Genomic DNA, 13,522 nt, shown 5'->3' on the forward strand with positions numbered 1-13,522 from the left:
AAGAACAAAGCTTGGTAAAACTCAACTACCACCACAGATCTAGCTGCAGTGCAAAATATTGTTCCATATGCATAGAACCGATACCGGATGGCTCCAAAACTTGGTTCTATTTACTTATAATCGAGTTGATAAACTTGTTTTGTATTTCCTCCGGTGTTTGGATTTCACAATGGTAAGTCCGATATTTATTTGAAAATTATGGTATTTTTGTTTTTTATTCGAACGAAACATCACTTAATTTAACTTTCCATGAGTCAAACAAAATTAATCAGCTCATTTCTAAACAGATACAAACCTCTACGCGATTGAATATTTATTCGATAACAGAAAAAGATGGACAACAGAAAGTACAACAGACGCAATTTCTTAAAAATCTCCGGATTGACAACAATGGGAAGCCTACTGACCCATCGATTGCCGACAAACAATAAGCATATTTATTCCGTTTTGAACCAAGGAACAATACCCGCGGACACACCACAAAACAGGATCGCTGAAATCGTGGAAACAAAGCTTGTCTCCAAAGAGTCCGGAAAGTACCTGATTATTGGTCAGTCAATTGACGAAAACGGCCATCCAAAAGCAACCCAACCTTTTATCGAACCTAACCGCTGCCTCGGCTGGCCTTCGATCACAAAAACCGATAAGGGAGAGTTGCTGATTGTTTACTCGGGAGACAGAGATTCACACGTTTGCCCCTGGGGAAAAACCCGACTCATCCGCAGTACGAATAATGGGAAAACCTGGTCTGAACCAGAAACAGTAAACAACAGTCCATTGGATGACCAGGAGACGTATTCTATCAACAGGAAAATCAAGGGGGACCTACATCTGTCTTCACAACACACTGGAAATTAAAACAAGGTAATTCATAAAATAAAATAATATGTCAAACATTGGATTGATCATTGAAGAACGGGCGGCCAGTATCGGTAACTTTATGGTAGGACGTCTTCTGCCTTTCCGACAGAAAAGGACGGTAGGCCCTTTCGCATTTATCGACCATATGGGGCCTGCCACGATGCAGTCCGGAGAGAACCTGGATGTACCGCCACATCCCCATATCGGCCTTTCCACCCTCACCTACCTGTTCGACGGGGCAATCATGCACCGTGACAGCATCGGCAATGAGGTGGAGATTACACCCGGGGCTGTGAACTGGATGACAGCCGGTAGAGGAGTGGTCCACTCGGAGCGAACACCCGAGCGACTGCGCGACACCAAAAAAGTGCTCCACGGTATGCAAATATGGGTGGCACTCCCCACAGCAATGGAGGAGACAGAATCTTCATTCTTCCACATCCCCGCTGAAGAGATACCCGCCTGGGAGATGCACGGGATACAAACAAAGTTGATCGCCGGTGAAGTGTTCGGGAAGAAATCACCGGTACCGGTCTACAGCCCTCTATACCTGATCGAGCTGAAAAGCGACAAGCCGCAGATGTTCAATCCGGACGGTGAACTGTATGGGGAGAGCGGACTCTATATCCTGAAAGGGAAGGTGCGAATTGAAAACTACAGTTTTGGGCCCGGAAAGTTGCTGATTGCACAAAACAGCCGTCTCTGCGCGTTCGAGATGGGCCCTGACACCAGGGTCTACCTCTTTGGCGGCGAACCTTTTCCAGAACGGCGTTATATAGACTGGAACTTCGTCTCTTCGAGAAGGGAGAGACTTCTACAGGCAAAAGAGGATTGGGTTAACCGTCGCTTCCCGGAAGTGCCGGGAGAGTCAGAATTTGTGCCTTATCCGGAATTTAAATAGAGAAAATTGATGAAAACACTGTTAATCGGTGCCACGGGTGCTACGGGCAGCGACCTGCTGCAGCTGTTGCTGAACGACGGCGAGATAGAGAGCGTAGAGATTTTCGTCAGGAGAGACCCGCAGATACGACACGCTAAACTGACGGTAAACCGGATCGATTTTGAAAGGCCGGAGCAATGGGCCCACCGGGTGAAGGGGGATATCCTCTTCTCTTGCCTGGGGACCACCCTGAAAGACGCCGGCAGTAAGGCAGCGCAATGGAAGGTGGATTTCGATTACCAGTACCGGTTTGCTAAAGTTGCCAAAGAAAACGGAATGAAATGCTTTGTCCTGGTCTCATCGATGAACGCCTCCTCGAGATCACCGTTCTTTTATGCCCGGATGAAAGGAAAACTGGAGGAAGCAGTGCGGAAACTGGAATTCCCAAAACTATTGATATTTCGGCCTCCATCACTGATACGCAAACAGAGCAATCGGACGTTGGAGCTGGCCGGGGTGAAAGCGATTCGTTTCTTCAACCGGCTGGGACTCTTCCCCTCGCTGCGACCGCTACCGACAGACCAGCTGGCCAAAGAAATGCTCCGTGCTGCCAAGGAGAGTGTCGTCGGATGATTCAGACAAAATAAAAATTTATAGTATTTTTATGTATAAAAAGTTCATATTTTGCTGGCAATTAAGTCTTGTTGTTGCCAACGCCCTAATTATTGGGTTACTCATTTCTTGCTTATCCATTAGAGATGCAAACAGATTATCCGATTATTCTCCTAATACAGTATTAAAACTACCTCCCTCAAGCAATAATCCCCGGAACAGTGAAGGCGATTTTATAACTCTTAAAGACGGCAGGGTTTTGTTTGTGTACAGCCACTACACCAGTGGATCCGGAGGAGATCATGATCCGGCCTTTCTGGCGGGCCGATATTCTGCAGATGGAGGAAGAACCTGGACTACTGAAGATGAAACCATCATTGAGAATGAAGGAGGGATGAATGTGATGTCAGTTTCGTTGCTTCGTTTACAAAACGGGAACATAGCCCTCTTTTACTTGAAGAAAAACTCAACGGAAGACTGTATTCCCATGATGCGAATTTCTAGAGATGAAGCCAAATCCTGGAGTGATGCCGTACCCTGCATCACTGATAAAAAAGGTTATTTTGTCCTCAATAACGACAGGGTCATCCAATTACAAGATGGGCGATTATTGATGGCTGTTGCATTACATCAAATTCCTGGAGGGAAATGGGAGAACCAAGCTGATTTATATTGTTACTTTTCGGATGATAATGGACAAACCTGGCAATCTAGCTCCCAAGTTCCTAATAATACCGACATTATCACTCAAGAACCCGGATTAATCGAGATGAAGGACGGTAGAATAATGATGTATATTCGCGCAAGTGGAGGGTTTCAGCGGTTGTCTTATTCATCGGACAGGGGGCAAACCTGGAGCCACATTGAAGCCAGTAATATACCGTCTCCCTTATCACCAGCGACTATCGAAAGGATTCCTGGTACTGGCGACTGGTTGCTGGTATGGAACAACAACGATGGCTCGAATCTTGAAATCAAGGATAAAAGGACACCGATAACGATTGCCGTTTCCAAAGATGAAGGAAAGACATGGGAGAAAATCAAAAATATTCATGCTGATCCAGACGGATGGTATTGCTATATAGCAATTCACTTTGTAGATAATAAAAATATTTTACTGAGTTATTGTGCTGGAAGCCAATCTCAGAAAACACACTTGGCTGTCACAGAAAATACGTTATTGCATATAAAATGGTTGTATGAATAATTTTTATAACGGAGCTTGGGAATAGCATCATTAATTTCAGTAGAGACCTATTCAATAGAAATATAACGACTTTTTATACCTTCGGAAGTTATTGTGATTATTCTCATCCCCGGCTCCGCATTACCCAAAGGTTTTCCAACGGCATTGGTGGTAATCATTGAAATGCCGTTGTGCGATGCTTCGGCATTATTATGCAAATGTCCGGCAAAAATAGCATCCACACCATACCTTTCGAATAATTGAAAGTATCTATCCCTCACCTCTACGCTTTGATTTGAATAAGTTTCTTTTTCATTAAAGTCGTAAAGAAAGAAGGGATAATGTGTAAATAAGACAATACTGCCCGATTTTTTTGCTTTGCGCAGTTGGTTTCTCAACCACCGGAATTGTTTTTTCTCCTCTTTCTTGTTTTTATTCGACTTAACAATGACCGAGTTAAGACCAATAAAAGCCAAATTTTTATGCTTAAATGAAAAACGGTCGGTTCCCCTGCCGTAGTTAGAAAAATAGAAATTAAAGTCATTCTTTGTGGGTGATTGCCCCAAATCGTGATTACCCGGACTTAGGTAAACCGGAACGTTCTGATGGATGAGAGACGTAATTCTCTTAAATTCTCCAATTTGCAAAATATTTTTTGAGTCGTTAACAAAATCGCCGGTAATAACAACAAAATCAGGCTTCAATTCATTGATTCGTCGAACTGCTTTTGTGTAAAGTTCAGTCTCTTTTTCAAAACCTGTGTTATTCTCAAAAAATCCAAACTGTGTGTCGGTAATTTGCACGATCACCGTGGAGTCTGACTGTGCAAAAGAGTGGGTACAAGACAAGATCAGCATTCCGACAAAGCTGACCAGTAGACGAAAATGTTGTTTTGAGGAAGTCATAAAAATGGGAGTTTTCATTAATTAACGCTTATTCAACAATTATTTGAGATGATCGGATATACAAATCCTTTCATAAGGTGCCGAACTTATTGCCGGATAATATTCGAAAAATATTTCATCGCTATCCTCCAGCCATATCCGGTATGAACTTTAGCAGCGGCTGTTCACTTGTGTATACTCTTTTACTTGCCGTACATCATCAGGCTTTGTTTTTAGCCAATCCATATCGTGATCTTCGATGAGGTCGTAATGAATATCTCTCAAAACGATAAAACTTTTTTCCTGAGCAACAGCAATTAGAGAAAAGAATAACAATGCAGCAAGCAAGGAAATCTTCTTCATAAAACGAATTATTTAATATTTATTAGGATTCTTCTGCATTTATACCATTATAAACATGGCAACAGTTCATATTGTTGTAAAAAAAAGTAAAAACTATTTGTTACTTCACTCCTGCCTCACATCCCGGAAATGCAATAATTGTTGGTAAGTTCAATTGAATGCTTACCGTATCCCAACATGTTTATGTGAAAATTCAAGTAAATTCTTGAAGAAATGGACAAAGCGAATTAATAACTTGAGATTTATTTTAATTCAATTTTTAATTATCTTTGAAAATCAGTTTCAACTCTAAAGACAACTAAAGCATCCGCTTTATAATTACACAAATTTTGTACTGGGCTCCATTTATTAATACCCGCCCTTTATTTTTGTATTTATCAAACATGAAGAAAACTCAAACATGAATACTAAATCATTAATTCTTCCTTTACTGTTCTCGTACGTTGCCGTCTTTTCTCAATCCGGGAAAATTGAACCTCTAAAAGCCACTTCGCGGACCGACAATATCAGCGCTGCATGGACCGATCGCGTATTGTTTTCAGGTAAAGCGTCTAAACCGGAAGGGCGCAATGTTCTCTGGTACCGTGAACCGGCCAAAGTATGGGAAGAAGCTTTACCGTTAGGCAACGGACGTTTAGGAGCGATGGTCTTTGGAGGCGTGGCTGATGAAAGAATTCAACTTAATGAAAGTTCTTTGTGGGACGGTTACTCACTCGACCCCAATAATCCCGAAGGAGTAAGGGCTTTACCTGAAGTTCAACGGCTTATTTTCGAGAACAAAAACAACGAAGCCGTACAACTGGCCGAAAAAAAAATGATGGGCATCCCGAAAGGTGTGAGACCCTACCAGTCATTGGGCGAATTATGGTTTGACACTCCTCATGAGCGGGCAGACAACTACCTTCGCAGCCTCGATTTAACAACAGCCATCGCCACAATAAAATACACGTTTGAAGGCAAAGAGTATGTCCGCGAAAACTTCGTGTCGGCAGCAGATGGGGTTATGGTAGTCCGTTTCACCTCGATAAACGGTGGAAAAATAAACGCATCATTTACCTTGCGTCGTCAGCAGGATGCAGAATGCAAAAAGCATTCGTCGGAATCGAACACATTGCTTTTAAAAGGCCGGCTTCCTATAAAAGATACAAAAGGAAATACACGCGGAATAAGTTTTGCAGCACAGGTAAAAGCCATTACCGATGGAGGAACAATCGGCTTCAACGGCAACATCATGTCGGTAGCTGAAGCCAACTCATTGACACTTTATGTTGCAGGCGCTACCGATTATCCGGGGTTAGACAATCTCGGGCAGACCCCCCTCCCGGGTAATCCCGAGCAGACCTGCCTCGAAGCGATCAACAAAGCTTCCGCTAAACCCTACGAGATGTTGAGGTCGGCTCACATAGCTGACCATCAGGCTTATTTCAACCGGGTTGCCCTCGACCTCGGCCCGGAATCGGCCCTTCCAACCGACGAACAACTAAAGGAAGCGAAGAGGACAGGACAACCCAACGCCAACCTGGTGGAAACCTATTTCCAGTTTGGCCGTTACCTGCTTATCGCCAGTTCACGGCCGGGAACCATGCCTGCAAACCTGCAGGGACTGTGGGCATGGCAAATGAATCCACCCTGGAATGCCGATTATCACACCAACATAAATCTACAGATGAATTATTGGCCTGCTGAAATAACCAATCTGGCGGAAATGCACCTCCCCTTATTTGATCTTTGCGAAGCCCTTGTTCCATTTGGCCGGCGCAGCGCCAAAGTAATTTACGGAGCCAGGGGCTGGGTAGTACATCACCTTACCGATGCGTGGGGATTTTCTGCCCCGGCCGACGGGCCACAAGGCGTGTGGCCGATGGGTGCCGCCTGGCTGGCACAACATCCCTGGGAACATTACTGCCACACACTCGATAGAAGTTTTCTTGCAAAACGGGGTTATCCACTGATGAAGGGCGCAGCAGAGTTCATTCTCGACTTTTTGGTAACCGCTCCCGAAGGTACGGCTTTCGCCGGAAAACTGGTAACAAACCCTTCCTATTCTCCTGAAAACGCTTTTATATTGCCCAACGGTGAACGTGCAGTTTTTACCTATGGCGCCACCATGGATCTGCAAATCATTCATGATTTGCTTACAAATTGCATTGAAGCAAGTAAAATACTGGGTGTAGATAAAAATTTCCGCAGCCGGTGTACGCAAGCATTGAAACAGCTGGCCCCAACACGTATCAGTAAAGAAACCGGACGTATAATGGAATGGGCGGAAGACTATAAAGAAGTAGAACCGCATCACCGCCATACATCACACTTATTTGCATTGCATCCCGGGAACCAGATTTCAGTCACCGGAACGCCCGACCTGGCCGAGGCCGCACGCAAAACACTTATTGCCCGCGGCGACGACGGGACCGGCTGGAGCCTCGCCTGGAAAATAAACATGTGGAACCGGCTTCATGACGGAAATCATGCTTACAAGCTATTGTCGGTATTGTTGGGTTCCAAAACCCTCCCGAACCTGTTCGACACACATCCTCCGTTCCAAATCGATGGGAATTTCGGCGCCACCGCCGCCATTGCAGAGATGTTGATTCAAAGCCATGTCCGCACCCCAGACGGAGGATTCGAATTGCACCTTCTCCCATCGCTCCCGTCGGCAATACCTGAAGGCTCTGTAAAAGGGCTGCGGGCACGCGGCGGTTTTGAGGTGGATATCGACTGGAAAGCCGGTAAACTTAACCACGTCAGCGTTCGCTCCGATAAAGGGGAAAAGTTGCACTTACGCTACGGGGGAAAAATCCTGACACTTGAAACCCAAAAAGGCCAGCAGTTTTTCCTGGATGAGGAGTTAAAAGTAAAGAAGAGAAAACGGGATTCTGATCAATTATTGCCAATGACAAACGAAACATCAATCAGCTTTTGAAATTTCCGTCAATCGTAAAAATGAAAGGTCCTGTCGTCGCTCATGGCGACAAATATTTTTCCGAAAAAAGATTCTCCGAAACTTAGGCAGAAACATCGTGGCATCGATGATTAAATATCGCTGCGGGAGTTCTTCTGACTTTTGTTCAGGTTGGCCCACTGTTCGTAGGTAAGCCGACGTTGCCTTATGCCTTCTTTAGCCTTATCGAAATTACAACTGCCTCAGTTATTGATTGGTTAGTGTTACGGTGGGAAAATGAGGATACAGCATAATAAAATCCTCCCCCTTATAATCAACAAAAATAAAGGGGAGGATTGTTTTAATCTTTGTAGCCCGGCCGGGAATCGAACCCGGATCTAAAGTTTAGGAAACTTCTATTCTATCCATTGAACTACCGCGCCAAATACACTGCAAAAGTAATGTTTTTTCCGATATTCTCAAACATCCGGACATATTTGCTCAAATCAATTGGCCCCCCAAACAATTTTTCATTTAAACTGTTTAGAGTGTAAACAATTTATTTCAACCCATAATTTTTCATTCATGAGCCATATTGCAATACTTTACGGCACTTCCGGCGGTAACACTGAATCCGTGGCTAAAAGCATCCGGAACCTTTTCGACGATAATGCCGACCTTTACAACGTCGATACGATTAAGATTGACGACATAAAACCTTATAAATACCTGATCCTGGGCACTTCAACTACAGGAATTGGCGATTTGCAGGACGACTGGGACAGTTTTCTTCCCGTTTTTTCGAAAGCCGACCTATCGGATAAAACCGTTGCAATCTTTACGTTGGGTGACAGCGCCTCGTTTTCGAGCAGTTTTGCCGAGGCAATGAAAGTAATTTACGATGCCATAAAGGATAAAACAAAGGTGGTTGGCTTCGTCGACGATGAGGGATACACCTACGATGACTCTACCGCTGTTGTAGACGGACGTTGGGTAGGCCTTCCCATTGATGAGGACAATGAATACGATCAAACCGACGCCCGGCTTAAGGCTTGGGTAGAGGAATTAAAAAAAGAGTTTATTTGATCAAACTGTCTTAAGGATACGGACAGGGCTGAGTTGTACAGGCGATTCAGCCCTGTTTCTTTTATGGGGTTTCCCTTGTTCAAGTTGAAGTTTTATCGTAATTTCGTTGCCAAAAATAAATTTTATGCAACGTTTCTTTTACTACAGGCCCTTTGTATTTATTACTTTGCTTACGCTCAGTCTATCGAGCTTCTCTCAGAAAAAACAACTCGATCACTCCGTTTACGACAACTGGAAAAGCCTCCAGGAAATTTCCATCAGTAATGACGGCAGGTTTATCAACGCCGTTATCAGCCCGCAGGAAGGCGACAGCACACTTTATATCTATGATTCAAAGAAAGAAAAAGAGTTACTAATTCACCGGGTAAACAAATATACGCTGTCGCCCGACGGACGATACACGGTCGCTTTGTTGAAAGCCCCTTTTTCAGAAATTCGTCAGGCAAAGATCAAGAAAAAGAAAGCCGATGATTTTCCCAAAGACTCGTTGGTTATTGTCGATAATGAAGCATTTACGCTTTACAAAATAGCCGATGTAAAATCTTATGCCACATCTACAGAGATGGCTGGACACATTGCCTATAAAAAAGCCGCACCGAAAGATACGGCAAAAAACAAACCAAACAAACCGGCAGACCTGCTAATTATCCGAAACCTAAACACCTCTGCGGAAGATACCGTTAAGAACTCCAAAGAGTTTGCTTTTAACAAGTTCGGAAATTCACTGGCCGTCTCAGTGGAGCCCGAAAAAAAAGATTCCACCGATACGCACAGGGTACTTTTTTTCGATTTAAAAAACGGGAACAAAAAGCAGATCTCCGGCGAAAAAATGGAATACAGATCCTTTTCCTTCGACGAGCCAGGAAACCAACTAGTCTATTTAGCCACAAAGGACACCTCCAAAATTGAACAAAAAGTATTCGACGTGAGGTATTTCAAAAACACCATGGATTCGGCCGTTGTGATTGCTTCCAAAACGTCAAGGGGGTTGCCGGAAAACTGGATCTTCAATGAAAACTCAAAGCCTTCTTTCAGTAAAAACGGGCAACGGATCCTTGTTGGCGCTGCTCCAAGACAAACGCCCAAAGATACTACCCTTGTTGACTTCGAAACAGCAGCCCTTGATATTTGGCACTGGAAGGATCCGGTTGTACAGCCACAACAACTCTCCCAGCTGAAAAACGAATTGCGCAGGACCTATACCGGCATTATCGACCCCAATCGTCCACGCGAGTTCATTTCTGTTGCCAACGAGCAAATGCCAAACGCATCGTTCTCCGACGAGGGAAACGGACGGTTTGTCCTGCTCACTTCCGGCTTGCCGTACGAAATTGAAAGCCAATGGGACATTTCCTCCAAAATGGATACTTGGATTTACGATACGCAATCCAATCAATTGACCGTAATTGCCCAACCTGTTTCGGGAAGGCCACAGATTTCACCCTCGGGTAATTTCACCTACTGGTGGAATGCTTCGGAAAAACAGTGGTTTGCTTTCGACAACAAAACCGGAAAAACCATCGGCTTGACACAAGAAATTCCGGTCAACTTCTGGAATGAGAAAAATGATACTCCAAGCGAACCGGGTGCATACGGAATTGCAGCATGGGGAGAGGGGGACAAATTCGTACTTATGTACGATGCCTTCGACATCTGGAAATTAGATCCTTCCGGAAAACAGAAACCGGTGAACATCACCAACAATGCCGGAAGGACTGATTCCATTACTTTCCGGTACATCAACACCGATCCAGATAAACGTTTCGTCGAAAACAAAGATGTGTTGCTCTTATCGGCGTTCGACAACATAAGTAAGGAGGCCGGTTTCTACACGCTAAGACTACAAGGTCGAAATCCACTGTTAAAGAGGGAACTGGATAAATATGGATACACTTCTGTTAAGAAGGCAAAAAACACCGACCTGTTTGTGTTTCAAAAAAGCAATTTCAATACGTCGCCAGATTTGTATATCACCCAGAATTTATGGCAATCGGCGAAAAAACTCACCGACATCAATCCTCAGATGAAAGAGTATAACTGGGGTACGACAGAACTAATCAGGTGGACTGCTTTCGATGGAAAGCAGTCGCAGGGAATTTTGTATAAACCCGAGAATTTTGACCCTTCCAAAAAATATCCGGTAATGATCTATTTCTATGAAAAACATTCCGATGAACTTTATCGCTATTTTGCGCCCGCCCCAAGCCGGTCTGTTATCAACATACCGTTCTTCGTCAGTCGCGGCTACATCGTTTTCACTCCCGACATCCATTACGGAGTGGGACAACCCGGCCCTGACGCATACAACTACGTTGTTTCGGGAGCGCAGGCATTGGCAAAAAACCAATGGGTAGATTCGGAAAACATGGCCATACAGGGACAAAGCTGGGGAGGCTACCAGGTGGCCTATCTCATCACCCAGACAAACATGTTTAAAGCTGCAGGAGCCGGAGCACCCGTATCAAACATGACGAGCGCCTACGGCGGAATCCGATGGGAAACGGGTCGCAGCCGCCAGTTCCAGTACGAGCAGACACAATCGAGGATTGGAGCCACAATGAGCGATTCCCTGCAACTGTATATTGAAAACTCCCCCGTGTTCTTTGCCAATAAGGTAAACACGCCACTGCTCATTATGCACAACGATAACGACGGCGCAGTGCCCTGGTATCAGGGAATTGAATATTTCATGTCACTGCGACGCCTGGGCAAACCGGTTTGGATGCTCCAATACAACAAGGAAGCCCATAACCTGAACCAGCGTCGTAACGCAAAAGACCTTTCCATCCGGCTCCAACAATTTTTCGACCACTACCTGAAAGGAGCTCCCGCTCCTGTTTGGATGACACGTGGGTTGCCGGCTATTGAAAAAGGAAAATCGTGGGGATATGATCTAGAGGCCGGACAACCCGGGAATTGAGCGGCAGGAAGATGGAGAAAAGTAGTCCATGACAAGTGAAGTAGAAGAACTTATCGCGTTGAAAAACGGTTCGCATAAAGCTTTCGAAGCTATTTACAACAGATATGCGGGAAAGCTTTACAACTTCATCATGACCATCTCTCATGGCGACAAGTACATGTCAGAAGAAGTCATCCAATCTGCTTTCGTTCGTTTATGGGAAACAAAAGAAAGAATAGATCCTGAAAAGTCAATATTGTTCTACTTGTCCACAATCTCGAGAAATCTATTGTTCAACAGATATCAACGTCAAACGATCGAATTTTTGTATCAAAAATTAATGATCAATGAGCAGAAGCCGTATCACCGACAAACAGAAAATGAGATAGACCGGAAGTGGCTCGAGAGCTTTGTGGATGAACTTATTGACCAGCTTCCGCCTGCGAGGAAAAAGATCTTTATATTACGCAAGAAGGAAGACCTTTCCACAAGGGAAATTGCTGAAGCAATGAACATATCCGTCAGTACGGTTGAAACGCAATTATCGCTCGCGATGAAGTTCATGAAAGCCGAATTCGCTAAAAATTACGACAAACTGTTTCTGGCGGTGTTCTTTTTGTTAATTTAATGTAATGTAAAAATTTGATTAGCGGAAAAGCAGTACCCGATTGTATCATAACAGAGAGGCTAAATAAAAAATGACCGATAAAAACTACATGGTATTGTTCGAGAAATATCTCCGGGGTGAGTCCACCGCCGAAGAGACAGAAGCATTAATCGACCTCATCGGCTCCGAAGATAAATTCAAGGAGATGTTGGAGGTCGAACTGATGAATGCAGATCCAACCATTGACGAAACGATCAAGAAAAGAATTTTCGGAAAGATCCGCCTAGAAACGACGCGAGAAAAAAGCTATTTGTCGGTTAACTGGCGAAAAGCCATGCAATGGGCAGCTATTTTTTTACTACCGGTTCTTTCTGCCTTCACCGTCTACTACTTTACTCAACGTCCGCAAAGGAATCTCCAACCCACTGTGATCACAGCACAAAAAGGGGAAAAAGCTGAAGTTGTTTTACCCGATGGAAGCAACGTCTGGATCAATTCAGGCTCCACCCTCACCTACGACAGGCATTTCAACGGAAAAGAACGCTCCGTATACTTGCAGGGAGAGGCTTACTTTGAAGTCACGGAAAACAAAAAACGCCCCTTTATCGTCCATACAAAACACATTACCGTACAAGCACTGGGAACTTCTTTCAATGTACGTTCTTACGAAACCGACTCCCTGGCTTCAGCTGTCTTGCTGGAAGGAAAAGTAAAGGTCTCCGCATCGGGGCATGAGACAATTTTATCCGTTAATGAACGAGCCACATTCGACAAGAGAAAACAGACCCTGTTGGCAGACCGGGTGGAAGCCCTCAACTTCATTGAGTGGAAAAACGGAAACATTTATTTCAGCAACCAAACGTATGATGAGATTGCCCGGGCTTTATCGCGCATCTATAACGTGGAAATTCAGTTTGCTTCTGAACAGCTTCGCCCTATGCGATTTTCAGGAACACTTGGAAGCAGCGGCATTAAGAATGCACTGGATATCTTGTCCATGACCTCTCCCATGTACTACGAAATGAAAGACACCACAATCATTCTGCATCACAAAGCCGAAATGGTTAAATAACATTAAAATATCAACCTGCGTTAGAGTAAACAACCGACTCAACTGTATTCTGTTTATAGGAGTTCCCTTTATGTGGAACTTATTATTTATTGCGTAGAATTTTTTAATATTAACTCAATTATTTGTCTATGAATCAGAATCTATTACGAAGGAAAGGCAAAACTTTATGTTCAGCAAAGTTTCTTGTCGCA

The 13,522-nt window shown here is 44.2% G+C and carries 10 protein-coding genes, 1 tRNA gene and 1 pseudogene; 9 read left to right on the forward strand and 3 right to left on the reverse strand.

Annotated features, from left to right (window positions below; all coding sequences use genetic code 11):
- The first annotated feature begins 333 nt into the window (after window positions 1-333).
- The 4 genes from KCV26_04090 to KCV26_04105 are packed head-to-tail and all read left to right on the forward strand — an operon-like array spanning window position 334 to window position 3,560.
- Window positions 334-858 (forward strand): hypothetical protein, encoded by a 525-nt coding sequence (locus tag KCV26_04090; GenBank protein ID WZX37570.1) that lies wholly within the window; start codon window positions 334-336, stop codon window positions 856-858.
- A 28-nt stretch (window positions 859-886) separates the two neighbouring features.
- Window positions 887-1,762 (forward strand): pirin family protein, encoded by an 876-nt coding sequence (locus KCV26_04095; GenBank protein WZX37571.1) that lies wholly within the window; start codon window positions 887-889, stop codon window positions 1,760-1,762.
- Between the two features lie 9 nt (window positions 1,763-1,771).
- Window positions 1,772-2,374 carry an NAD(P)H-binding protein gene (locus tag KCV26_04100; GenBank protein ID WZX37572.1) on the forward strand — a complete coding sequence of 201 codons (603 nt, stop codon included), beginning with the start codon at window positions 1,772-1,774 and terminating at the stop codon, window positions 2,372-2,374.
- Window positions 2,375-2,405: 31 nt separating this feature from the next.
- Window positions 2,406-3,560 (forward strand): exo-alpha-sialidase, encoded by a 1,155-nt coding sequence (locus KCV26_04105; GenBank protein ID WZX37573.1) that lies wholly within the window; start codon window positions 2,406-2,408, stop codon window positions 3,558-3,560.
- Window positions 3,561-3,607: 47 nt separating this feature from the next.
- Here the strand turns inward: KCV26_04105 and KCV26_04110 are convergent, their stop codons facing one another.
- Together KCV26_04110 and KCV26_04115 are read right to left on the reverse strand one after the other, a co-directional pair.
- Window positions 3,608-4,444 (reverse strand): metallophosphoesterase, encoded by an 837-nt coding sequence (locus KCV26_04110; GenBank protein ID WZX37574.1) that lies wholly within the window; start codon window positions 4,442-4,444, stop codon window positions 3,608-3,610.
- 171 nt (window positions 4,445-4,615) lie between these two features.
- Window positions 4,616-4,729: pseudogene (locus KCV26_04115) on the reverse strand (metallophosphoesterase).
- Between the two features lie 457 nt (window positions 4,730-5,186).
- On the opposite strand from KCV26_04115, the gene KCV26_04120 reads away from it, so the two are divergent.
- Window positions 5,187-7,709, forward strand: coding sequence for a glycoside hydrolase family 95 protein (locus KCV26_04120; protein WZX37575.1), 2,523 nt, complete (start codon window positions 5,187-5,189; stop codon window positions 7,707-7,709).
- Between the two features lie 329 nt (window positions 7,710-8,038).
- Here the strand turns inward: KCV26_04120 and KCV26_04125 are convergent.
- Window positions 8,039-8,110: transfer RNA gene (locus KCV26_04125), tRNA-Arg, on the reverse strand.
- 142 nt (window positions 8,111-8,252) lie between these two features.
- Here KCV26_04125 and KCV26_04130 point away from each other — a divergent pair.
- From KCV26_04130 to KCV26_04145, 4 genes are all read left to right on the forward strand, one after another.
- Complete coding sequence (locus KCV26_04130; protein WZX37576.1) at window positions 8,253-8,753, forward strand: flavodoxin; 501 nt, start codon at window positions 8,253-8,255, stop codon at window positions 8,751-8,753.
- A gap of 124 nt (window positions 8,754-8,877) precedes the next feature.
- Window positions 8,878-11,673, forward strand: a complete 2,796-nt coding sequence (locus tag KCV26_04135) for a S9 family peptidase (GenBank protein WZX37577.1) — start codon at window positions 8,878-8,880, stop codon at window positions 11,671-11,673.
- A gap of 28 nt (window positions 11,674-11,701) precedes the next feature.
- Window positions 11,702-12,280, forward strand: coding sequence for an RNA polymerase sigma-70 factor (locus tag KCV26_04140; GenBank protein WZX37578.1), 579 nt, complete (start codon window positions 11,702-11,704; stop codon window positions 12,278-12,280).
- A 70-nt stretch (window positions 12,281-12,350) separates the two neighbouring features.
- A complete protein-coding gene (locus KCV26_04145; GenBank protein WZX37579.1) occupies window positions 12,351-13,331 on the forward strand; it encodes a FecR domain-containing protein in 981 nt (326 codons plus the stop codon).
- The last annotated feature ends 191 nt before the right edge of the window (window positions 13,332-13,522 follow it).

It is taken from the genome of Petrimonas sulfuriphila (assembly GCA_038561985.1).
GTDB lineage: Bacteria > Bacteroidota > Bacteroidia > Bacteroidales > Dysgonomonadaceae > Petrimonas > Petrimonas sulfuriphila.